The 21,195-nt window shown below is 73.0% G+C and carries 21 protein-coding genes; 14 read left to right on the plus strand and 7 right to left on the minus strand.

From position 1 onward, the window contains the following. Position 1 precedes the first annotated feature (1 nt). From ETU37_RS08305 to ETU37_RS08315, 3 genes are all read left to right on the plus strand, one after another. Positions 2–619, plus strand: a complete 618-nt coding sequence (locus ETU37_RS08305; RefSeq protein WP_129986762.1) for a class I SAM-dependent methyltransferase — start codon at positions 2–4, stop codon at positions 617–619. Between the two features lie 67 nt (positions 620–686). Beyond that, positions 687–1,451: an SDR family NAD(P)-dependent oxidoreductase gene (locus ETU37_RS08310; protein ID WP_129986763.1), complete on the plus strand. Its 765-nt coding sequence runs from the start codon at positions 687–689 to the stop codon at positions 1,449–1,451. Positions 1,452–1,545: 94 nt separating this feature from the next. Continuing rightward, positions 1,546–2,586 (plus strand): DUF3048 domain-containing protein, encoded by a 1,041-nt coding sequence (locus ETU37_RS08315; protein ID WP_129986764.1) that lies wholly within the window; start codon positions 1,546–1,548, stop codon positions 2,584–2,586. On the opposite strand, the gene ETU37_RS08320 is transcribed toward ETU37_RS08315, so the two are convergent. Beyond that, entirely contained in the window at positions 2,583–3,254 is a 672-nt protein-coding gene (locus ETU37_RS08320) for a TetR/AcrR family transcriptional regulator (RefSeq protein ID WP_129986765.1), read from the minus strand. The two genes, ETU37_RS08315 and ETU37_RS08320, sit on opposite strands and share 4 nt — an antisense overlap. A gap of 186 nt (positions 3,255–3,440) precedes the next feature. Here ETU37_RS08320 and ETU37_RS08325 point away from each other — a divergent pair, with 186 nt between their 5' ends. The 7 genes from ETU37_RS08325 to ETU37_RS08355 all read left to right on the plus strand — a co-directional run bounded on the left by ETU37_RS08325 (position 3,441) and on the right by ETU37_RS08355 (position 9,966). After that, complete coding sequence (locus ETU37_RS08325; RefSeq protein ID WP_129986766.1) at positions 3,441–4,019, plus strand: hypothetical protein; 579 nt, start codon at positions 3,441–3,443, stop codon at positions 4,017–4,019. Between the two features lie 57 nt (positions 4,020–4,076). Continuing rightward, the gene (locus tag ETU37_RS08330; RefSeq protein WP_206053799.1) at positions 4,077–5,510 is read left to right on the plus strand and encodes an NAD-dependent malic enzyme; all 1,434 of its coding nucleotides are present in this window, start codon (positions 4,077–4,079) and stop codon (positions 5,508–5,510) included. A gap of 35 nt (positions 5,511–5,545) precedes the next feature. Then, positions 5,546–6,103, plus strand: coding sequence for a YqgE/AlgH family protein (locus tag ETU37_RS08335; RefSeq protein WP_240755624.1), 558 nt, complete (start codon positions 5,546–5,548; stop codon positions 6,101–6,103). A gap of 92 nt (positions 6,104–6,195) precedes the next feature. Next, positions 6,196–6,459, plus strand: coding sequence for a DUF3039 domain-containing protein (locus ETU37_RS08340; RefSeq protein ID WP_129986768.1), 264 nt, complete (start codon positions 6,196–6,198; stop codon positions 6,457–6,459). Beyond that, the gene (locus tag ETU37_RS08345) at positions 6,456–7,427 is read left to right on the plus strand and encodes a zinc metalloprotease (protein WP_129986769.1); all 972 of its coding nucleotides are present in this window, start codon (positions 6,456–6,458) and stop codon (positions 7,425–7,427) included. Before ETU37_RS08340 ends, ETU37_RS08345 begins: the two co-directional genes overlap by 4 nt. Before the next feature lie 77 nt (positions 7,428–7,504). Then, entirely contained in the window at positions 7,505–9,280 is a 1,776-nt protein-coding gene (locus tag ETU37_RS08350) for a DEAD/DEAH box helicase (RefSeq protein ID WP_129986965.1), read from the plus strand. Positions 9,281–9,321: 41 nt separating this feature from the next. Further along, positions 9,322–9,966, plus strand: coding sequence for an IclR family transcriptional regulator (locus tag ETU37_RS08355; RefSeq protein WP_129986770.1), 645 nt, complete (start codon positions 9,322–9,324; stop codon positions 9,964–9,966). 57 nt (positions 9,967–10,023) lie between these two features. Here the strand turns inward: ETU37_RS08355 and ETU37_RS08360 are convergent, their stop codons facing one another. Next, positions 10,024–10,590: an OsmC family protein gene (locus tag ETU37_RS08360; RefSeq protein ID WP_129986771.1), complete on the minus strand. Its 567-nt coding sequence runs from the start codon at positions 10,588–10,590 to the stop codon at positions 10,024–10,026. Between the two features lie 77 nt (positions 10,591–10,667). Continuing rightward, a complete protein-coding gene (locus ETU37_RS08365) occupies positions 10,668–11,903 on the minus strand; it encodes an NAD(P)/FAD-dependent oxidoreductase (RefSeq protein ID WP_129986772.1) in 1,236 nt (411 codons plus the stop codon). Between the two features lie 118 nt (positions 11,904–12,021). On the opposite strand from ETU37_RS08365, the gene ETU37_RS08370 reads away from it, so the two are divergent. Beyond that, positions 12,022–14,949 (plus strand): ATP-binding protein, encoded by a 2,928-nt coding sequence (locus ETU37_RS08370; protein WP_165372452.1) that lies wholly within the window; start codon positions 12,022–12,024, stop codon positions 14,947–14,949. Here the strand turns inward: ETU37_RS08370 and ETU37_RS08375 are convergent. After that, positions 14,913–15,371, minus strand: coding sequence for an Lrp/AsnC family transcriptional regulator (locus ETU37_RS08375; protein ID WP_129986774.1), 459 nt, complete (start codon positions 15,369–15,371; stop codon positions 14,913–14,915). The two genes, ETU37_RS08370 and ETU37_RS08375, sit on opposite strands and share 37 nt — an antisense overlap. An 81-nt stretch (positions 15,372–15,452) precedes the next feature. On the opposite strand from ETU37_RS08375, the gene hppD reads away from it, so the two are divergent. The 3 genes from hppD (at position 15,453) to ETU37_RS08390 (ending at position 18,723) form a co-directional block, all read left to right on the plus strand. Further along, positions 15,453–16,664, plus strand: a complete 1,212-nt coding sequence (hppD, locus tag ETU37_RS08380; protein WP_129986775.1) for a 4-hydroxyphenylpyruvate dioxygenase — start codon at positions 15,453–15,455, stop codon at positions 16,662–16,664. A gap of 170 nt (positions 16,665–16,834) precedes the next feature. Then, positions 16,835–17,680 carry a hypothetical protein gene (locus ETU37_RS08385; RefSeq protein ID WP_129986776.1) on the plus strand — a complete coding sequence of 282 codons (846 nt, stop codon included), beginning with the start codon at positions 16,835–16,837 and terminating at the stop codon, positions 17,678–17,680. Between the two features lie 284 nt (positions 17,681–17,964). Further along, on the plus strand, positions 17,965–18,723 hold the full coding sequence (locus ETU37_RS08390) for an RDD family protein (RefSeq protein ID WP_129986966.1): 759 nt from the start codon (positions 17,965–17,967) through the stop codon (positions 18,721–18,723). A gap of 24 nt (positions 18,724–18,747) precedes the next feature. Here ETU37_RS08390 and ETU37_RS08395 read toward each other — a convergent pair whose 3' ends face one another. From ETU37_RS08395 to ETU37_RS08405, 3 genes are read right to left on the minus strand one after another with little or no spacing between them, the layout of a single operon-like run. After that, entirely contained in the window at positions 18,748–19,506 is a 759-nt protein-coding gene (locus ETU37_RS08395; RefSeq protein WP_129986777.1) for an amino acid ABC transporter ATP-binding protein, read from the minus strand. Continuing rightward, the gene (locus tag ETU37_RS08400) at positions 19,503–20,297 is read right to left on the minus strand and encodes an amino acid ABC transporter permease (protein ID WP_129986778.1); all 795 of its coding nucleotides are present in this window, start codon (positions 20,295–20,297) and stop codon (positions 19,503–19,505) included. Before ETU37_RS08400 ends, ETU37_RS08395 begins: the two co-directional genes overlap by 4 nt. A gap of 48 nt (positions 20,298–20,345) precedes the next feature. Continuing rightward, positions 20,346–21,143: a basic amino acid ABC transporter substrate-binding protein gene (locus ETU37_RS08405; RefSeq protein WP_129986779.1), complete on the minus strand. Its 798-nt coding sequence runs from the start codon at positions 21,141–21,143 to the stop codon at positions 20,346–20,348. Positions 21,144–21,195 lie beyond the last annotated feature (52 nt).

Genomic DNA, 21,195 nt, shown 5'->3' on the forward strand with positions numbered 1-21,195 from the left:
GATGAGCTGGTGGGAGCGGCACGTCGTGCCGCGGCTGGTCGAGCTCACCTGTCGCGGCGACGAGGTGGACCGCTTCCGCGCCCCCGTCTGCGCCGGGCTGCACGGGGACGTGCTCGAGATCGGCTTCGGGTCCGGGCTCAACGTCGCCCACTACCCGCCGTCGGTACGGCGGGTCGGCGCGGTCGAGCCCAGCGAGCTGGCCTGGCGTCTCGCCGCCGACCGGGTCGCGGGCGCGGGCGTCCACGTGGACCGCGTCGGGCTCGACGCGCAGCGGATCGAGGCCGGTGACGCGACGTACGACTGCGTGCTGGTCACCTTCACCCTCTGCACGATCCCGGACGCGGCCGCGGCGCTGGCCGAGGCGCGGCGGCTGCTTCGCCCCGGCGGGACGCTGCACTTCGCCGAGCACGGCCTGGCCCCCGACGAGGGCGTTGCGCGCTGGCAGCGCCGGCTCACCCCGGTCCAGCGGCGGCTGGCCGGCGGCTGCCACCTCGACCGCCCGGTCGTCGCGACACTGGAGCGGGCCGGGTTCGGGATCGACCAGGTCGAGGAGGGCTACGCGCCGGTCGGCCCGCGGGTCTTCGGCTACGTCTCCCACGGCCGGGCGACGGCCCGCTGAACCCGGCCGGGACGGCGTCCCTACACTCGCAAGGATCGCTTCTCACCCAGCAGGAGGACCGCAGCAGATGAGCCGCTACGCCGACCGCGTCGTCGTCGTCACCGGAGCAGCCCGGGGCATCGGGGCCGCCACCGCCCAACGCTTCGCCGAGGAGGGCGCGAGCGTCGCGGTTCTCGACCTCGACCAGTCCGCGGCCCAGGCCTCCGCCGACGCACTGACTCTCGCCGACGGAGCCAAGGCGGTCGGCATCGCGTGCGACGTCTCCGACTCCGCCTCGGTCCAGGCGGCCGTCGCGCGTGTCGTCGAGGACCTCGGCAAGATCGACGTCCTGGTCAACAACGCCGGCGTCATCCGCGACAACCTGCTGTTCAAGATGTCCGACGACGACTGGGACACCGTGATCAACGTGCACCTGCGCGGCGCCTTCCTGATGAGCCGCGAGGTGCAGAAGCACATGGTCCCGGCGGAGTACGGCAAGATCCTCAACCTCTCGAGCACCTCCGCCCTCGGCAACCGCGGTCAGGCCAACTACTCCGCGGCCAAGATGGGCCTGCAGGGACTCACCCGCACGCTCGCGCTGGAGCTCGGCCGGTACGGCATCAACGTCAACGCCGTCGCGCCCGGGTTCATCGTCACCGACATGACCGACGCCACCGCGCGTCGCGTCGGCGTCGAGCCCGAGGAGTTCCGCAAGGGGGCCGCGCAGCGCTCGCCGCTGCTCAAGGTCGGCTACCCGCAGGACATCGCGTCCGCGGCGGCGTTCCTCTGCTCCGACGAGGCCGGCTTCATCACCGGCCAGACGCTGTACGTCGACGGCGGCGCCAAGATCTGACCGCTCAGGCGGTCCGGAAAGTCTCGGTATTCCCGTCCCCGCGACACGAGGGGGGTGCGTCTAAAGACGACCCCCCTGGTTAACAATGGAGTTCATGTTGTCCCGCTTCTCGCACCGTCCCGCCCCTGCTCGTCGCGCGGCCCGAGGGTTCGTCGCCCTTGCCGCCGTCGCCTCGCTCACCCTCGCCGGGTGCAGCAGCGACGACTCCGCCACCCCCGCCGGCTCCGACGCCCCCGAGGGCCAGGAGACGGCCGAGGGGGTGGACCTGATGGGGCAGTGGCCGCTCACCGGCCTGCCCGGCGACACCGAGGCGCCCAAGCACCCCGTGATGGTCGTCAAGATCGACAACTCCTCGAACAGCAGCCCGCAGATCGGGCTGTCGAAGGCCGACCTGGTCACCGAGGAGCTCGTCGAAGGCGGGACCACCCGGCTCGCCGTCTTCTACTACTCACAGACCCCGCGGGTGGTCGGCCCGGTGCGCTCGATGCGGGCCACCGACATCGGCATCGTGCAGCCGGCGCAGGCCGCCCTCATCGCGAGCGGCGGGGCGCCCCCGACTGTCCGGCGCGTTGCCGACGCCGGCATCGACACGTTCACCGAGGGCGCCCGTGGCTACGTCCGGGCGACCGACCGCTCGGCGCCGTACAACCTGATGATGAAGCTGCCCGTGCTCGCCCGCTCCCTCAAGGCGCCGGAGCCGCCGTCGGGCTACCTGCCCTGGGGCAACGAGGACGACTTCCCGAAGGGCCAGAAGGCCAAGGGCGTCGCCGCGCAGTTCTCGGGCAGCCACACGACCAACTGGCGCTACGCCGGCGGCACCTACGACAACCTCAACAGCTACGCCGCCCAGGGCGACCACTTCGCGCCGAACACCCTGCTGGTGCTGCGGGTCGAGGTCGGCGATGCCGGCTACCGCGACCCGGCCGGCAACCCGGTCCCGGAGACGAAGTTCACCGGGACGGGTGACGCGATGGTCTTCCACAAGGGCCGCATGGTCCGTGCGACCTGGGAGAAGCCGGGCCTCGACGCCAAGCTCACCCTCAAGACCAAGGCCGGCGAGCTGCAGCTGCCGCCCGGCAAGGTCTGGATGGAGCTGGTGCCGAAGAACGGCGGCAACGTGTCGGTGACCCGCTAGCCCTCCGCGCCGAGGTCGGCGGGACCCGGCAGGGTCCCGCCGGACTCCGCCTGCTGCCGCAGGCCGGCGAGGATGAAGGCGATCGCCGCCTCCACCTCGGCGCTGGCCTGCGCGGTGTCCTCCGCGGACGACACCGCGGAGCCGGCGGCCGACATCGCGCCGAAGAACACCCGGCTGAACGTCTCCACCATGGACGGCTCGAGGTCGTAGGAGGCCAGGACCGAGGAGACGATGTCCTGCACGATGCCGTACGTCGACCGCTCCTCCTGCTCGCGGTACTTCTCGTAGCCGAGCACGGCCGGCCCCTCCTGGATCACCAGGCGGCGGTACTCCGGCCGTTGCAGGACGTCGAGGAACGCCCGCAGCCCGGTCAGCGCCTTCTCCCACGGGTCCTTCTCGTCGCGCACGGCCCGCTTGATCGAGCTCGACGCGTCGTCCTCGACCTGCTCGAACACCGCCTCGAACAGCGCCTGCTTGCCGCTGAAGTGGTGGTACAGCGCGCCCTTCGTGACGCGGGCGCCCGCGACGATCTCGTCGAGGCTGGTGCCGGCGTACCCCTGCGCGGTGAACAGCTCCGCGGCCACCTCGACCAGGGCGCGCTTGGTCGAGGCGGAGTACTCCTGCCGGCGGGACGTCCCGGAGACCAGGCGGTGCACCTTCTTCACCATGCGCCGAAGCATAGGTGCGGACCGTCACAGGGCTGCGGCGCCGCGTGGGACAGGTCACGCCTCGCCCGGCTGGAGCCACGTTTGCATACCGTCGGTATGTGGCAATACTCTGAGTACGTACCAACGGTATGTACCCGGAACACCGACCGGTGAACCGCCGGGTACCTCCCCCGAGAGGAGCAACCAGTGACGCGCACCAACCGAGCCGCCTGGGCTGCCCACCACCGACGCGGGGACGTCCTGCGGGCGGTCGTCGACCACGCCGACCTGCACCGCGACGGACTCCTGCCCACCCACCTTCCGGGCGTCGCCGAGACGTTCTGCGACGAGACCGACCTGGTCACCACCCTCCAGCTGCGCTGGCACACCCGACTCGCGGGCCGCATCGAGCGCACGCTGGCGGAGCTGCCGGCCGACCACGAGGCCGCCGTCGTCTCCGCCTGGCGCGCCACCGCGACCGAGCTCCCCGGCGTGCGGATGATCCTCGACCGCGCCGCCGCTGAGCCGGCCAGCGACGAGCTCGCCGCCGCGCTGCGCCGGTCCGCCGCCAAGGAGCACACCCTCCTGGCCGCGATGGCCGGGCTCGCCGCGATGGACGACGACCGGGCCCCGGCCATCGGCCGGGTCCTGGAGGACGAGGCGCGGGCGGGACTCCCGCCGGCGCCGGCGCCGGCGCCCGCTCCGGCCGCGACGCCGCGCGCGCACCGCGCGGACGGCGCGGGCCGCTCGCTCGTCGGCCGGCTCAAGGCGGTCCTGGCCGCCTGACCCGTCCGGCTCTCACGCCGCCGCACCCGGTCGGCGGCTCCGGCCGGACGTGACACGATGACGCTCGTGGCTTCCCAACCGAGCATCTCGTACTCCATAACCGTTCGACTGGAGCTGCCGGCCGGCGGCACCGCGATCAGTGCGCTGACCACGGCCGTCGAGGAGGCCGGTGGCATCGTCACCGCCCTCGACGTCACGGCATCCGGCCACGACCGGATCCGGATCGACGTCACGTGTGCCGCGAGCGACACCGACCACGCCCAGCAGATCGTCGAGGCGCTGCGCGGCCTCGAGGGCGTGGCCGTGCACAAGGTCTCCGACCGCACGTTCCTGATGCACCTCGGCGGCACGATCGAGATGGCCAGCAAGCACCCGATCCGCAACCGTGACGACCTGTCGATGGTCTACACGCCCGGTGTCGCCCGTGTCTGCGAGGCGATCGCCGCGAACCCCGAGGACGCCCGTCGCCTCACGGTGAAGCGCAACTCGGTGGCCGTGGTCACCGACGGCTCCGCCGTCCTCGGCCTCGGCAACATCGGGCCGGCGGCCGCGCTGCCGGTGATGGAGGGCAAGGCCGCGCTGTTCAAGCGGTTCGCCGGCATCGACGCCTGGCCGCTGTGCCTGGACACCCAGGATCCCGACGAGATCGTGCAGATCGTCAAGGCCGTCTCGCCCGGCTTCGGCGGGATCAACCTCGAGGACATCTCGGCCCCGCGCTGCTTCGAGATCGAGGCCCGGCTCCGCGACGAGCTCGACATCCCGGTCTTCCACGACGACCAGCACGGCACCGCGATCGTCGTGCTCGCCTCGCTCCGCAACGCGCTCCGCGTGGTGGGCAAGGACATGTCGTCGGTGCGCGTGGTGATGTCCGGAGCCGGCGCCGCCGGTACGGCGATCCTCCGGCTGCTGCTCGCGGCCGGCGTCAAGGACGTCGTCGTCGCCGACGTCGAGGGCGTTATCCACCGCGAGCGGCCCCACCTGCACGAGTCGCTGGTGTGGCTGGCCGAGGCGACCAACCAGGCCAACCTCACCGGCAACCTCAAGGACGCGCTCGACGGGGCGGACGTGTTCATCGGCGTCTCCGCGCCGAACCTGCTGACCGGCGAGGACGTCGCCCGGATGAACGACGACTCCATCGTCTTCGCGCTCGCCAACCCGGTGCCCGAGATCGACCCCGGGGAGGCGCGCAAGCACGCCGCGGTCGTCGCGACCGGCCGGTCCGACTACCCCAACCAGATCAACAACGTGCTGGCGTTCCCCGGGATGTTCCGCGGCCTCCTCGACGCGACCGCCACCGCGATCGACGACGCGATGCTGGTCGCCGCGGCCGACGCGATCGCCTCCGCGGTGACCGACGACGAGCTGAACGCCAACTACATCATCCCGAGCGTCTTCCACGCCGAGGTGCACAGCGCCGTCGCCGGTGCGGTCCGGCACGCCGCGGAGCGCAGCGGCAGCGTCGTCGACGTCGCGACGGGCGTCACCAGGTGAGTGCCGGCGGCGGGCCGGCCGGACCGGGAGCCGACTTGGCCCCCGGTCGGCTGCTCGTCGCCACGCCGATGCTCGTCGACCCCAACTTCGACCACACCGTCGTGCTGGTCCTCGACGTCGACGAGGACGGCGCGCTCGGGGTCGTGCTCAACCGTCCGTCACCCGTGCCGGTCGACGAGGTGCTGCCCGGGTGGGACGGTGTGCTCTCCGGCCCCGACGTGCTGTTCCAGGGCGGACCGGTCGGGACCGACTCGGCGCTGGCCGTCGCCGACCTCCGCGGCGCCGGGGCCGACGACGACGAGCCCGTGGGCTTCCGGAGGCTCTTCGGCAGCACCGGGATCGTCGACCTCGACACGCCGACCGAGATCATGGCGCCGGCTCTGGGCCGGCTCCGGGTCTTCGCCGGGTACGCCGGCTGGGGGAGCGGCCAGCTCGAGGCGGAGATCGAGGAGGGGTCCTGGTACGTCCTGCCCGCGGCCCCCGGCGACCTGTACGACGCCGATCCCGAGCGGCTGTGGGCGCGCGTCCTGCGCCGCCAGCCGGGCGAGCTGGCCTGGGTGTCCACCCGGCCGATGGACCCGACGCAGAACTAGGCCCGCCTCGAACCGGTATCGGCAGTGCGGCGGTCGTTGGATACGCCAGGGAACCGATACGGGGGAGTCGGCACCGCCTACACTGGCCTGTCATGAGCACCCAGCTGAGTCCCGGTGTGCAGACCATCCAGGACACCCGCACCTCGCCGGTCGACACGCCCGTCGAGCCCGGGGACCACGAGCGCTTCTCGCACTACGTCGAGAAGGACAAGCTCACCGAGGCGATGGTCATGGGCACGCCGGTCGTCGCGCTGTGCGGCAAGACCTGGGTCCCGAGCCGCGATCCGGAGAAGTACCCGGTCTGCCCTGAGTGCAAGGACGCCTGGGAGAACCTCCAGAGCGACGACGACGAGTGATCGCCCGACTCCGCCTCGGTGCGGCCGCAGCGGCCGTGACCGGGCTCGCCCTGCTGACGCCTGCCGTCCCGGCGACCGCCGTACCCACCAGTGGCGGCGGGGCCGCCCACGCCTGCGCTTCGGGTACGTCGCCGGCGGGTGACGCGCGCAGCACCCGCCCCGACGACGGCTTCAGCTACACCGACGCCGAGCGCCGCCGGATCGACCGCGACCTGCAGCGCGCGCTGGCGAAGCGCGGCCAGGAGGGCCGCTCCGCCGCGCCCCGGGTAGGCGCCACCCTCCACATCCCGGTGCACGTGCACGTGCTGGGCAGCAAGGGCTCGAAGGGACCGACCAAGAAGCGGGTCCGCGAGCAGCTGCGGATCCTCGACGCCGCCTACGCCGGCGCACAGTCGCCGAACAACAGCGTCACCCGGTTCGACTTCTACCTCGCGTCGTTCGACCGCGTCCGCAACAACACCTGGCGCACCTCGGTCATCGGCGGCCGCGACGACGTCGCGATGCGCAAGGCGCTGCACCAGGGCGGGGCCGACGCGCTCAACCTCTACATCTCCCGGCCGCAGAGCCCCGGGGCGGGCACCGTCCTCGGCTGGGCGACCTCGCCCCACGAGGCCCGCAAGACGACCGTCCTCGACGGCGTGGTGATCCACCAGGAGAGCCTGCCCGGGGGAGACTTCCGCGGGTACAACCGTGGCGACACCGCGGTGCACGAGGTCGGTCACTGGCTCGGCCTGTTCCACACCTTCGAGGGCGGCTGCGAGGGACCGGGCGACCTGGTCGACGACACCCCCGCGCAGTCCGAGGCCAGCAGTGCGTGCGACGAGGCCAAGGACACCTGCCTCGCCCAGCCGGGCACCGACCCGGTGCACAACTTCATGGACTACTCCGTCGACGACTGCATGAACAGCTTCACCCCCGGGCAGGTGGCCCGGATGCAGGACAACTGGCTCGCCTACCGCACCCCCTGAGGACGAACCCGAGAGACGTGACAGACCCCAACGACCCTGCCGACCTGTTCAGCACGGCCGCTCCCGACCATGCGCCCGTGCTCCCGCCTGCCTACCCGGACCGGGCCGCGTGGGGTACCGCCACCCCGCTGCGCGCCTGGCAGGCCGCGGCGCTGGACAAGTACTTCGCGGAGCAGCCGCGGGACTTCCTCGCCGTCGCGACCCCCGGCGCCGGCAAGACGACGTTCGCGCTGACCGCCGCGGCCGAGCTGCTGTCGCGGCGCGTCATCGAGCGGGTCACCGTCGTCGCGCCCACCGAGCACCTCAAGACGCAGTGGGCCGAGGCGGCCGCCCGTGCGGGCATCCCGATCGACCCGACGTACTCCGGGAAGAAGGGGCCGACCAGCAAGGACTACGTCGGCGTCGCCGTCACCTACGCCGGCGTCGCGGCCAACCCGCTGGCCCTGCGGATCCGCACCGAGCGGTTCAAGACGCTGGTGATCCTCGACGAGGTGCACCACGCCGGTGACGCCCTGTCGTGGGGCGAGTCGGTCCGCGAGGCGTTCGAGCCGGCGCACCGTCGGCTGGCGCTGACCGGCACGCCGTTCCGGTCCGACGTCAACCCGATCCCGTTCGTCCGCTACGCCAACGGCGGCGACGGCATCCCGCGCAGCGAGGCCGACTACACCTACGGCTACGCCCACGCGCTCGCCGACCACGTCGTCCGGCCGGTGCTGTTCATGGCCTACAGCGGCGAGATGCAGTGGCGCACCCGCGCCGGCGACGAGATCGCCGCCCGCCTCGGCGAGCCGCTCACCAAGGACCTCACCCAGCAGGCGCTGCGCACCGCGCTCGACCCCGGTGGGGCCTGGATGCCGTCGGTGCTCGCCGCCGCCGACAAGCGGCTGACGGAGGTACGGCGCCACGTCCCCGACGCCGGCGGCCTGGTGATCGCCAGCGACCAGGAGTCCGCACGCGCCTACGCCGGCCTGATGAAGACCATCACCGGCGAGCGGCCCGTCGTCGTGCTCTCCGACGAGAAGCTCGCATCGAAGCGGATCGCGCAGTTCTCCGAGGGCGACCAGCGCTGGATGGTCGCGGTCCGGATGGTCTCCGAGGGCGTCGACGTGCCCCGGCTCGCGGTCGGCGTGTGGGCGACCACGACGGCCACGCCGCTGTACTTCGCGCAGGCCGTCGGCCGCTTCGTCCGGGCCCGCAAGCGCGGCGAGACCGCCTCGGTGTTCCTGCCGTCGGTGCCCAACCTGCTCGGGTTCGCCTCCGAGATGGAGCTGCAGCGCGACCACGTGCTCGGGCGCCGGATCAACGACGACGGCGACATCTTCGCCGCCGAGGACCAGCTGCTCGCCCAGGCCAACGCCGAGGAGGGCGCCAGCGACGACGAGCTGGGCAGCTTCGAGGCGATGGGCTCCGAGGCCCGCTTCGACCGGGTGCTCTACGACGGCGGCGAGTTCGGCCACGAGGGCGAGGTGCACGTCGGGTCGGAGGAGGAGATGGACTTCCTCGGCATCCCCGGCCTGCTCGAGGCCGACCAGGTCCGCGACCTGCTCCGGCTCCGCCAGTCCGAGCGCCGCAAGCAGCAGGACCGGCAGCGCGCCACCTCGTCCACCCCCGAGGACGTCCAGCGGGACGTCGAGCGGGACGTGTCCACCCACGAGCAGCTCGCGGTGCTGCGCCGGGAGCTCAACGGCCTCGTCGCGGCCTGGAACCACCGCACCGGCCAGCCGCACGGCGTGACCCACTCCGCGCTGCGCAAGGAGTGCGGCGGACCCGCGGCCGCGGCCGCGACGGCCACCCAGCTCCAGCAGCGCATCGACACGATCCGCACCTGGGCCGCCCAGCGCCGCAGCTCGTGACGACGAACCGTCGTGCACGGGCCGGGCTGTAGATTTCCGGCATGGCCGCCGAGACCTCGCAGACGCTCGACCGCGGGCTGCGCGTGCTGGAGGTGCTGGCCGGGACGCCCGGCGGGCTCACCATCACCAACCTCGCGGCCGAGGTCGGCGTCAACCGCACCGTCGTCTACCGCCTCGTCGCGACCCTCGAGGGCCACGGGCTGGCCCGCCGCGACGCCGCCGGCCTCGTGCACGTCGGGCTCGGCGTGCTGTCGCTGGCGCGCGGGCTGCAGCCGGTGCTGCGCGAGCTGGCCGGACCGGTGCTGCGGAGCCTCGCCGAGGAGCTCGGCATGACCGCCCACCTCACCGTCGCCGACGGGGGAGAGGCGCTGGCGATCGCGGTGGTCGAGCCGACCTGGACCGACTTCCACGTGGGCTACCGGGTCGGCGCCCGGCACCCGCTCGGCCAGGGCGCGGCCGGTCGGGCGATCCTGCTCGGGCGGGGTGAGGCGCAGCCCGGCACCGACGGGTACGTCGAGACGGCCGGCGAGCTGCAGGCCGGCGCGCGGGGCGTCGCCGCTCCGGTGACCGGCGTCGACGGGCTGGAGGCGTCCGTCGGCATCGTGACGCTCGGCGAGCTCGACGCCCGCACGGTGGGGCCGCTGGTCGTCGCCGCGGCCGGTCGGGTCGCCGCCCGGCTCGCCTGATCCAGGCTGACCGGGGACGACGCCCGACCTCCGCGTCGCACGACCGGGTGAGGCCGTTCAGCGACCGGCCACCTCGACGCTGACCGAGGTGCCGTGCGTGAGCACGTCGTAGACCGCCGACCGCTTGCGGGACTGCTCGACGAGCCTGGCCAGCGCCTCCGACTCGGCCTCGCCGTCGACGCTGAACACCGCGCGGATCGACTCGAACCCGTTGCGCACGCCGGCGTCGATGCCGAGCAGGCCGCGCAGGTCGATGTCGCCCTCGACGTCGCACCGCACGTCGTGCAGCACGATGCCGCGCGCCGCGGCGATGTTGCCGAGGCCGGCCATCAGGCAGGCGCCGAGGGCGCTGAGCAGCAGCTCGGCCGGAGTCGGCCCGTGGTCGTCGCCGACCAGCACGGCGGGGTGGTCCGCGTGGACGACGGTGTCCGTGCGGTGGGTGTGCTCCTGGCCGGCCCCGTAGAAGCCCGGGTAGCGGATCTCGCTGTGCGTGCCGCTGACCCAGTCGTGGGTGGTGCGGAACCGGAACGCGGCCAGCTCCGGCTGCTCCCGGACGGCGCCGATGGTGGCGAACAGGGTGGCGGTGTCGACACCGTTGGTGCGGTTCTCCTGCGTGATGGACATGATCGTCCCTTTCCTGGTGGTGGATCCGGTCGGATCCGTGGTGGGTGTGGTGCGGGTGCGTCGGGGTGGTCGGTGGGTCAGGCGAGGGCGTACGGCGCCGGCCGGTCGGCCATCCGCATCGCCTCCGCGTCGAGCGCCCGGCTCAGGCGGGCCTGGAGGTCGAGGAACTCCGCGGCCGGCGGGAACGCGCCCAGCGCCCGGGTGATCTCGAAGACCGGCGCGAGCGCGGCGTCGCGCTCCTGCTCGTAGCGCCGCATCGCGACGCGTTCGGGGCAGATCCCGCGGAGCACGGTGTCGGCCGCCTCGGCCAGCAGCTCGGCGTCGCGGAACGCGTCGGTCATGCCGTGCCCGGTGATCGGGTCGCGGTGGTAGCCGGCGTCGCCGACGAGCGACCAGCCGGGCCCGGCGGCCCGCCGGACGTGGTTGGGCAGGGCGACGTACCCGCGCAGGGGAGCGGTGACGTTGCCCGACCGGACCTTCCGGGCCAGCGCGGGTACGGCGCGCTCCAGGGACGCCATCCAGGCGCCGAGACGGTGGGCGCCGGCGGTGATGACCGGTTCCATCTGCTCGATCGGCCGGATCAGCCACACGCAGGCCTCGCCGTGGTGGGTGGGGAAGACGCCCGCGAAGGCGCCGTCCTCGACGTACAGCTCGATGCCGTCCCACGGCACCCCGCTGACGTACGTGTAGAAGCACGAGCCGGTGGGCGCGTAGCGCTGCACGATCGGGGCGCCCACCTCGCGGGCGACCCCGGAGCGGATGCCGTCCGCGCCGACGACCAGCCGGCCGGTCAGCTCGAGCGGGGTGTCGTCCTGGTCGTGCGCGTGGACGCCGGTGACCCGGCCGTCCGACCACTGCAGCCCGGACACGGTCGTGTCGGTGACCAGGCGGGCGCCGGCCTCGACGGCGGCGCGCGCGAGCAGGTCGTCGAGCACGTACCGGCGGGGCGCGACGAGGAAGTCGACGCCGGCCCGGTCCTTCAGGGTGTGGTGGACGGCCTCGCCGGCGTGGTGGAAGGACACCGAGCGGATCTCCGGGGCGCCGCTGGCGACGACCTCGTCGAGCAGCCCCCAGCGCTGCAGCTGGACGACGCCGGCTCGCGCGAACGAGTGGGTCGAGCTGGTGTCGCGCGAGGGCCGGGAGCGGTCGACCATGACGACGTCGTGCCCGGCCCGGGCGAGCAGCAGGGCGGTCGCGGCACCGGCCACGCGGGCGCCGACGACCACGACGTCGTGCTCGCTGCGCCGCCCGCGCCGGTGCGGTCGCTGGTCCGGACGGGTCGGCCGGGGGTGGGTGTCGATGTACCGTGCCATGGAGGCTCCTCGTGTTGCGTTTCCTGCTGGTGCGGAACAGCCTCCGGGAGCCCGACGGGACGGTCATCGGTCGAACGCCCGACAAGGCGGGCGGGTCTCGGGCGTCGATGTCGGTGGGTTGACGAGGGGGCCGGCCATCGAAGGCGTCGAGCGCAGCGACAGCGGCCGGCGCAGCCTGCACGGCCGCGGCGACCTGCTCGCAGCCCTGGGCACACGGCTGGACGCGGCCGCCACCGGGGCGGGCCGGCTCGTGCTGCTGTCCGGCGACGCCGGGATCGGCAAGACCCGGCTGCTGCAGGCGCTCGAGGGTGCGGCGCGGGACGCGGGCATGCGCGTCTGGACCGCCGGCGCCTACCCGCAGGACGTCGAGCTCTCCGGTGGGCTGCTGCTCGACCTCGGTCACGCGATGGCGCGGGCGGACGACCCGGACGTCGCGGGTCGCGGCCGCGCGCTGGTCGCCGACCTCGCCGACGTGGTCGAGGACGCCGCGGCGGGCGACGCGCACCGGCGCCGCCGGCTGCTGGTGCTGGACGCCGTCGAGCGCGTCGCCGCGCTGGCCGACGAGGCTCCGGTGCTGCTGGCGCTGGAGGACCTGCACTGGTGCGACGACCTCAGCCTGGAGGTGGTCACCCACCTGACCCGGCAGCTGGCCCGGCTGCCGATGCTCGTCGTCGGCACCCTGCGCACCGACGAGCTGCACCAGGCGGCGCCGGCGCGGGCCTGGCGCGCCCGGCTCCTCCTCCAGCGGGCCGCGGAGGAGTTCCGCCTCCCGCCGCTCACCGCCGCGGAGTCTGCCCGGATGGTCCGCGAGCTGCGGCCCGTCGACCCGGTGCCGCCGCGGCTGCTCCGGCTGCTGCACGAGCGGTCGGGCGGCATCCCGCTGCACCTCGAGGAGCTCGTGACGGCCGTCGCGCACGGCCATCCGACCGTGGCCGCGCACGTCCCCGAGACGTTGGCCGACGCGATCGACCAGCGGTTCGCGCGGGTCAGCGAGCCGACCCGCCGTACCGCGGTCGCGGCCGCCGTCGTGGGCCGCAGCTTCGACCTCGACCTGCTGGTCGCCGTCTGCGGTACGACGGACGAGGAGGCGGCGACGAGGCTCGACGAGCTGGTCGACCACCAGTTCGTGCACGAGGAGGCACCGGGCTGGTTCGGCTTCCGGCACGCCCTGATCCGCGACGCCGTGGAGGCCAACGCTCCGCTCGCGGCGCGCCGGGCCCTGCACGCCCGGGTGGCGGAGGTGGCCCAGCACCGGCCCGAGCTGGGCGGCGACGCCTACCGGTCCGCCCACCACGAGGCCGCCGGGCAGCTCGCCGAGGCCGTCGACGCCGCGTCGGCCGCGGCCGGCCGGGCGAGCGCGCTCTCCGCGCACCAGGAGGCCCTCGACCTGCTCGACCGTGCGGTGCGATGCCTGCGGGTCGCCGACCCGGACCGGCGCGCGGACCTGCTGGTGCGCCGCGCGGCCGAGGCCGCCGCCACCGACCACAACGCCCGCGCGGCCGCCGACCTGGAGGAAGCACGCCGGCTGCTGGCCGAGTTGGGTGACACGGTCGCCGCGGCCGGGCTGCTGCCGGGACTGGTCGCGGTCCGGCACGTCCTCGGCGACCCGCTGCCCGCCCGCATCGCCCTGCTCGCCGGCGGGCTCGCCGACGTGGCGGACCGGCCGGGGGAGGTGCCGCAGCGGGTACGGGCGGCGCTGCTGGCCGGGACCGCCGCGGCGTACCTCGTCGCCGACCACCTCGACGAGGCCCTGACCGCCGCGGACGACGCCCTGGACGCCGCCGGCAGCCAGGACGAGCCGGTGCGGCTCAACACCGTCGTCACCGCCGGCACCGTCGAGGTCTTCGCCGGCCGGGACGAGCCGGGCTGGACCCGGCTGGAGGAGGCCACCGTCCGGGCGCGCGAGCTGGACCTCGAGGCGGAGGCGGCGCGCGGCTACCGGATGCTGGTCTCGTCGGCGTCGACGCTGGTGGAGTACGACCGCGCCGAGCGCTGGCTCGACGAGGGCATCGAGCACACCGCCCGCACCGAGCAGTGGAACCACCGCGACTACATGCTCAGCCACCAGGCGCACGTGTGGTGGTGCACGGGACGCTGGGACGACGCGTACGTCGCCGCGCACCGGCTGCTCGCCGACGACGAGGGCGGGGTGACCACGCGGATCATCGCGCTGCACGCGGCGGGCTTCGTCGAGCTCGGCCGCGGCCACCACGACGCGGCGGCGGAGGTGCTCGGTGAGGCGCGCGCCTCCGGCGAGGAGATGCGCGAGCTGCAGCGCTTCTCCCCGGCGCTGTGGGGCCTCGCCGAGAGCGCGCTGCTGCAGGGAGACGGGGCGACCGCGGTGGAGCTGACCGAGCGCGGGTACGCCGCGTCGCACGAGGTGCGCGAGACCGCGAACCTGTTCCCGTTCCTCGTCACCGGCACCCGGGCCCGCCTGCTGCAGCGCGATCCCTCCGCGGCGCAGGACTGGGCGGAGCGGGTCTCGGCCGACCTGCTCGCTCGCGGGGTGCCGGGGACGCTGCCGGCCGTGGACCACGCCGCCGGGCTGGCCTGCCTGGCCGCCGGCCGCACCGGCCAGGCCCGCGACCTCCTCGGTCGCGCACACGCCGGCTGGACGCAGCGGCGGCGGTGGTGGGAGGCGCAGTGGTGCGCGCTCGACCTCGCCCGCTGCGGTATCGCCGCCAACCGCCGTACCGAGGCGGCGACGCACGTGGAGGCGGTCCGCGCCGCCGCCGTCGAGGTCGGGGCGGCGCCCCTGCTCGCCGCGGCCGCCGACGTCGGCTCGCGGCTCGACCGGTGGGACGCGCCCCAGCCCTGGTCGCCGCTGACCCAGCGGGAGTACGAGGTGGCCCGGCTCGTCGCGCGCGGGATGACCAACCGGGAGATCGCCGAGGAGCTGCGGTTCACCGCCCGCACCGCCGGCTCCCACCTCGAGCACATCATGGCCAAGCTGGGGGTCACCCGGCGCGCGGAGGTCGCCGCCTGGGCGACCGCGGTCGAGGCGGGCGACTACGACCCGGCGTCGAGGAGCGGCAGCACCCGGTAGGGGATCTGCGTGGCCAGCGCGATCACCGTCGACGAGCGCACGATGCCCGGCTCGGACAGCACGGCGTCGATCACCCGCTGCAGGTCGTTGTTGGACCGCGCGACCACCCGGGCCCACATGTCGCCGGCACCGGTGATCGTGAACGCCTCCAGCACCTCCGGGATCGTGGCCAGGTGCTCGGCCACCGACGTGTGGCCGGACCCCTGCCGGATCTCCAGGGTGAGGAACGCCGTGACCGGGTAGCCGAGGGCCTCGCTCGACAGGTCCGGTCCCCACCCGGCGATCACGCCCGACGCCACCAGCTTGTCGAGCCGGGCCTGCACGGTGCCGCGGGCGACCCCGAGGCGCCGGGACGCCTCCAGCACGCCGACGCGCGGCTCGGCGGCGAACAGACGGATCAAAGTGACATCGAGATCGTCCATGCTCCACCTCTGGATGGACAAGTTGCACAGTGTTTCGCCGTACTCTTGCACACTCTGCGCGCACCCGGCAGGCTTCGCGGCATGACCGACGCCCTCACTGAGTCCCTGACCCGCGACGAGAAGGCCGCCGGCCTGACCGAGGAGCAGCTCCACCAGCTCGTCGGGCTGGTCGAGTACGACGAGGAGCAGGACGTCTTCCCGGTGACCGGGTGGGACGCCATCGTGTTCGTCGTCGGCAACGCGACCCAGACCGCGCACTACTACCAGTCCGCCTGGGGGATGCGGCTCGAGGCGTACTCCGGTCCGGAGAACGGCAACCGCGACCACAAGTCGTTCGTGCTGCGCTCGGGCTCCATCCGCTTCGTCGTCAACGGCGCCGTCGACCCCGACAGCCCGTTGGCCGACCACCACCGCCGCCACGGCGACGGCGTCGTCGACATCGCCCTCGAGGTGCCCGACGTCGACAAGTGCATCGCCCAGGCCGTCTCGGCCGGCGCGACCGTCGTGCGCGAGCCCGAGGACGTCACCGACGAGCACGGCACGATCCGGATCGCCGCGATCGCGACGTACGGCGAGACCCGGCACACCCTCGTCGACCGCAGCCGGTACGACGGCCCGTACCTCCCGGGCTACGTCGCCGCGGAGTCGACGTACGTCCGCAAGGAGGGCCAGCCGAAGCGGCTGTTCCAGGCCCTCGACCACATCGTCGGCAACGTCGAGCTCGGCCACATGGACGAGTGGGTGGGCTTCTACAACCGCGTCATGGGCTTCGTGAACATGGCGGAGTTCATCGGCGACGACATCGCCACCGACTACTCCGCGCTGATGTCCAAGGTCGTCGCCAACGGCAACCACCGCGTGAAGTTCCCGCTCAACGAGCCCGCGATCGCCAAGAAGAAGTCGCAGATCGACGAGTACCTCGAGTTCTACCGGGGCGCCGGCGCCCAGCACCTGGCGGTGGCGACCAACGACATCCTGGCCAGCGTCGACGCCCTGCGCGACAACGGTGTGGAGTTCCTCGACACCCCCGACTCCTACTACGAGGACCCCGAGCTGCGCGCGCGCATCGGTCAGGTCCGGGTGCCGATCGAGGAGCTGCAGAAGCGGAAGATCCTGGTCGACCGCGACGAGGACGGCTACCTGCTGCAGATCTTCACCAAGCCCCTCGGCGACCGCCCGACGGTGTTCTTCGAGCTGATCGAGCGGCACGGGTCGCTGGGCTTCGGCAAGGGCAACTTCAAGGCGCTCTTCGAGGCCATCGAGCGCGAGCAGGAGCGCCGCGGCAACCTCTGAGCGGCACCGAGCCGACGGGCAGGTCTCCGGTCCCTGATGACGGAGACCTGCCCGTCATCGTTCGTCCCGTGCGTCCGGCGCTGTCCGGACCGCCCCCCTTGTCCGATATCGCCGGAGCGTTTACCTTCAAGGGAACTGCACCAGTTGTCGAGGCGCTCGGGGGCGTCGAGATGTCCGCACCGAAAGCACGCGCGGTGGTCCGCACCGCCACCGGAGGCCTGCTCCTCCGGCTGATCGGGCTGGCCGCGCTCGCGGCACTCTGGCTGGTCCTGTCGGCCACCCGCGCCGATGCCGACGTGACGCTCCCGCCGCTGCCGGGCGACACGGTGTCGGACGTGGTCGACGCGGTGCCGGTGCCCGAGCCCGTCACCCCGGTGGTGGACCAGGCGGCCGCCGCTGTCGACGACACCGTGGAGACCGCGGTCGACGCCACCGTGGAGGCGACCGGCCAGGCGACCGGCCAGGCGGACGAGGCCGTGCGGACCGTCCGGGACGACGTCAACGACGTCAACGACGCCGTGGGCCGGACCGTCGCCCCCACCCCGACTTCCCCGGGTGCGCGCCCACCCGCGCCCGCACCCACAACACCGGTGGAGGACGCCGGATCCCCCGTCCTGCCAGGGGATCCGCGCTCCTCGCACGCTGCACGGCACCGGTCGGGCAGGCCCGTCGACCGCGGCGCGACGGGGGTTGCGCGCGCGGTCGACGGACCGGCTCCGGCCCGGGTCCACAGCACGCCGTGGGTCGCCAGGGGAGGTGTGGACGCCGCGACCGGCCCGGCGGACCGCCTGCAGGCTCCGCCGCTGCCCCTCCGCCTGCCACTCCCGCTGCAACCTGCGCCTCTCCGCGCGGCGAGCGCTCCGGCCGGGGCCCTCGGTCCGGGGCAGCAGCCGCTCGTCGTGGCCGCGCTCGCCGCCGCGCTCCTGCTCGTCGTCGGGTCGTCCGGCCGGGTCGCCGTACTTCGGCGGCGACGACCGCACCCGCTCACGCTCCGGCCCGCGACCTCGCCCGACTAGAGCCGGTCGCCACGCCGCCGCGCTGCTCGCGCACGAAGCCCAAGGGAGGTGCGCCGAGCACGCCGGTGGTGTGGGCGCGGGTCGCGGCCATCCCTCCGGCCGCGGCCCGGGGCACCGTCGCCGGCTCCTCTCCCTTCCCTTCCCAGGGAGTCGGCAAGCACCCACCGGTGCCCACACGACGGGTGGCGGGCCGCGTGCGGACCCGGCTCGCCACCCGTCACCCTCAGTCCCTGGGGCGTGGCGGATGCCACTCCCGGCTGGGCGCGGCATGGAAGGATCGGGCCATGACGCAGATCCCCGCCGGCTGGTACCCCGACCCCGACCCGGAAGCGCCCGAGCCGAAGGGGCAGCGCTACTGGGACGGCCAGCAGTGGACCGAGCACCTCCAGCCCGCACCGGGCAGCTACCCGCAGCCCACCCCGGGCGGCGCCACCGTTCCCTCCGGCGCGCCCGCTGGATATGCGTCGTACCCCGCCGCCGGCGGCTACGGAACCCAGGTGGCGGTGGCGACGACCCCCGACGGGCAGCCGCTCTCGGGCTGGTGGCGCCGAGCCGTCGCCTACGTCATCGACGTCGTCATCATCAACGTCCTGTCCTGGATCATCGCGTTCCCGGCGGCCCGCGACTACATCGACGCAGTGAACCGGATGACCGACGACATCCTGTCCGGCAACCCCGACGGTTCCGGGGTGATGGTGGTGACCGAGGACATGGCCGGCCCGCTGATGACGATCGGCCTCGTCGCCCTCGTGGTGTCGCTGGTGTACACCGTCGTGTTCCTGCGGTGGAAGGCGGCGACCCCGGGCAAGCTCGCGCTCGGCCTCCGGGTGCGGCTCCGCGAGACGCCGGGTCAGCTGGCCTACGGGACGATCCTCGCCCGCTGGGCCGTGGAGAGCGTCAACCGCGTGGCCGGCTTCCTGCCCCTGATCGGCTTCCTCGGCTCGCTCTTCTGGCTGCTCGACCACCTGTGGCCGCTGTGGGACGCGAAGAAGCAGGCCATCCACGACAAGGTCGCGAAGACCAACGTCATCCGGGTGCGCTGACGCCCCGGGCCCCAAGCAGTCCGGTCAGAGCACCTTCGACAGGAACGCCTGGGTGCGCTCGTGCTGCGGGTCGGCGAGCACCTTGCGCGGGTCGCCCTCCTCGACGATCACGCCGCCGTCCATGAAGACGAGCTTGTGCCCGACCTCGCGGGCGAAGCCCATCTCGTGGGTGACGACCATCATCGTCATGCCCTCGCTGGCCAGGTCGCGCATGACGTCGAGGACGTCGCCGACCAGCTCGGGGTCGAGCGCGCTGGTCGGCTCGTCGAACAGCATCATGTCCGGGCTCATCGACAGCGCCCGAGCGATCGCGACCCGCTGCTGCTGACCTCCGGAGAGGTGGGCGGGGTAGGCGTCCTCGCGGTCGGCGAGCCCGACCTTGGCGAGGTTGGTGCGGGCGACCTCGACCGCCTCGTCCTTGCTGCGGCGGCGGACCCGCTGCTGGGCGATCGTCAGGTTGCGCAGCACGGTCAGGTGCGGGAACAGGTTGAACTGCTGGAACACCATGCCGATCCGGCTGCGCACCTTGTCGACGTCGACGTCGGGGTCGGTGATCTCGACACCCTCCACGACGATCCGGCCAGAGGTCGGCTCCTCGAGCCGGTTGACGCAGCGCAGCAGCGTCGACTTGCCGGAGCCGGACGGTCCGACGACGCAGACGACCTGGCCCTGGTCGACGTGGAAGTCGATGCCCTTGAGCACCTCGTTGTCGCCGAAGTACTTGTGCAGGTCCTGCACGTCGATGGCGGCCGCGCTGCGGTCGATCGCGGGTTCGGTCATCATCGGGCCCTCTCCGCGCGTGCTTCCATGCGTCGTACGACGATCGCCAGCGGCACCGTGATCACCAGGTACAGCAGGCCCACGACGACGAGGCCGGTCATGTTGTTCGTGGAGTTCATCGTCTCGCGGCCGAACTTCGTCAGCTCCTGTGCGCCCGCGGCGAGACCGACGACGTAGATCAGCGAGGAGTCCTTGGTCAGCAGGATGAGCTCGTTGGTCAGCGGCGGCAGGATGATCCGGAACGCCTGCGGGATCACGATCGACACCATCGCGCGGGTGTGCGACATGCCCAGCGAGCGCGCGGCCTCCATCTGGCCCTTCGGCACGGCCTGGATGCCGGCCCGGATCGTCTCGGCCATGTAGGCGCCGCCGACGAGGCCGAGAGCCAACGTGACCACGCCCAGCGTGCCGCCCGGCACCAGCCGGCCCGGGAAGGCCAGCGGGATGCCGAACGTCAGTGCGATGAAGACGACCAGGGCGGGCAGCCCGCGGAAGAGCTCGATGAAGCCGGTCGCCACCCACCGGTAGGGGCCGACCGACGACAGTCGCATCAGCGCCAGCACGAGGCCCAGGACGAGGCCGAACGAGAAGCCGCACGCCGTGTAGATGATCGTGTTCTTCAGTGCCACCGTGAGGACGTCCGGGAACATCTCCGCGATGACCTCGGTGTTCCAGAACGCGCGCTTCAGCTCCCCGAAGTCGACCGCGAGCAGGATCGCCACGACGAGGACGGCGAGGACGGCGTACTGGATGCCCCGCGAGATCCGGGCACGCTTGCGTGGGCTCAGCGCCACGGGCTCAGGCCTCTCTGGAGATCGGTCGGGTCACGGTGGAGCGGTCGGTCAGCTCGCCGGGGCGTCGCCGAACCACTTCTTGTAGATCTCGTCGTAGGTCCCGTCGGACTTCGCGTCGGCGATGACCTTGTTGGTGACCTCGAGCAGGCCGTCGTTGCCGTCCTTCTTCACCGCGAAGCCGTACTGCTCGCCGGTGTCGAACTCGGTCGCCACCGCGGTGTCCGGGTTCTCCTTGACGTAGTCGTAGAGCACGCCGTTGTCGTTGATGCCGGCGTCGATCTGGCCGGTCTTCACGGCGGCGCACAGCAGCGCGAGGTCTTCGAACGACCGGACCTCGACGTCGTCGGGGGCGTTGTCCTTGGCGTACTGCTCGCCGGTGGTGCCCTCCTGGACGCCGATCGTCTTGCCGGAGAGGTCCTCGAGCGAGCTGTAGCTGGCGTCGCTCTTGACCAGCAGCGCCTGGGTGGCGTCGAAGTAGGGGTCGGAGAAGTCGATGACGCGCTTGCGCTCGTCGGTGATCGTCATGCCGGCGGCGGCGATGTCGCACTTGCCGGTGTTGAGGGACTCGCCGGACTGGATGCCCTCGAACGGGGTGTCGAAGATCTCCTGCTCGAGGTCGAGCTTCTTGGCGACCAGGTCCATCATGTCGACGTCGAAGCCGACGGTCTCGCCGCCCTGCGGGAACTGGAAGGGCTTGTAGGGCAGGTGCGTGCAGACGGTGAGCGTGCCCTCCTTGATCACCTTGGCGCCACCCTCCACCTCGGTGGTCTCCGTGTCGGCGGCGCAAGAGGTGGCGGCGAGGGCGAGCGTGCAAGCGGCGGCGATGGCCCCGAGGCGTCGGTTCATGTGCTGCACCCTGCCGCCACCCGGCCGTCGTGGCAAATCTCCACGGCGGCGG

It is taken from the genome of Nocardioides iriomotensis (genome assembly GCF_004168035.1).
In the GTDB taxonomy this organism is placed as follows: domain Bacteria; phylum Actinomycetota; class Actinomycetes; order Propionibacteriales; family Nocardioidaceae; genus Nocardioides_B; species Nocardioides_B iriomotensis.

Excerpts from the sequence above, each read along its gene's own strand:
- ETU37_RS08310 (WP_129986763.1), top strand. The coding sequence starts at position 687 with ATGAGCCGCTACGCCGACCGCGTCGTCGTCGTCACCGGAGCAGCCCGG.
- hppD (WP_129986775.1), top strand. The coding sequence starts at position 15,453 with ATGACCGACGCCCTCACTGAGTCCCTGACCCGCGACGAGAAGGCCGCC.
- ETU37_RS08395 (WP_129986777.1), bottom strand. The coding sequence starts at position 19,506 with ATGATGACCGAACCCGCGATCGACCGCAGCGCGGCCGCCATCGACGTG.
- ETU37_RS08330 (WP_206053799.1), top strand. The coding sequence starts at position 4,077 with ATGACGCTCGTGGCTTCCCAACCGAGCATCTCGTACTCCATAACCGTT.
- ETU37_RS08360 (WP_129986771.1), bottom strand. The coding sequence starts at position 10,590 with ATGTCCATCACGCAGGAGAACCGCACCAACGGTGTCGACACCGCCACC.
- ETU37_RS08355 (WP_129986770.1), top strand. The coding sequence starts at position 9,322 with ATGGCCGCCGAGACCTCGCAGACGCTCGACCGCGGGCTGCGCGTGCTG.
- ETU37_RS08390 (WP_129986966.1), top strand. The coding sequence starts at position 17,965 with ATGACGCAGATCCCCGCCGGCTGGTACCCCGACCCCGACCCGGAAGCG.
- ETU37_RS08375 (WP_129986774.1), bottom strand. The coding sequence starts at position 15,371 with ATGGACGATCTCGATGTCACTTTGATCCGTCTGTTCGCCGCCGAGCCG.
- ETU37_RS08305 (WP_129986762.1), top strand. The coding sequence starts at position 2 with ATGAGCTGGTGGGAGCGGCACGTCGTGCCGCGGCTGGTCGAGCTCACC.
- ETU37_RS08315 (WP_129986764.1), top strand. The coding sequence starts at position 1,546 with ATGTTGTCCCGCTTCTCGCACCGTCCCGCCCCTGCTCGTCGCGCGGCC.
- ETU37_RS08385 (WP_129986776.1), top strand. The coding sequence starts at position 16,835 with ATGTCCGCACCGAAAGCACGCGCGGTGGTCCGCACCGCCACCGGAGGC.
- ETU37_RS08405 (WP_129986779.1), bottom strand. The coding sequence starts at position 21,143 with ATGAACCGACGCCTCGGGGCCATCGCCGCCGCTTGCACGCTCGCCCTC.
- ETU37_RS08320 (WP_129986765.1), bottom strand. The coding sequence starts at position 3,254 with ATGGTGAAGAAGGTGCACCGCCTGGTCTCCGGGACGTCCCGCCGGCAG.
- ETU37_RS08365 (WP_129986772.1), bottom strand. The coding sequence starts at position 11,903 with ATGGCACGGTACATCGACACCCACCCCCGGCCGACCCGTCCGGACCAG.
- ETU37_RS08340 (WP_129986768.1), top strand. The coding sequence starts at position 6,196 with ATGAGCACCCAGCTGAGTCCCGGTGTGCAGACCATCCAGGACACCCGC.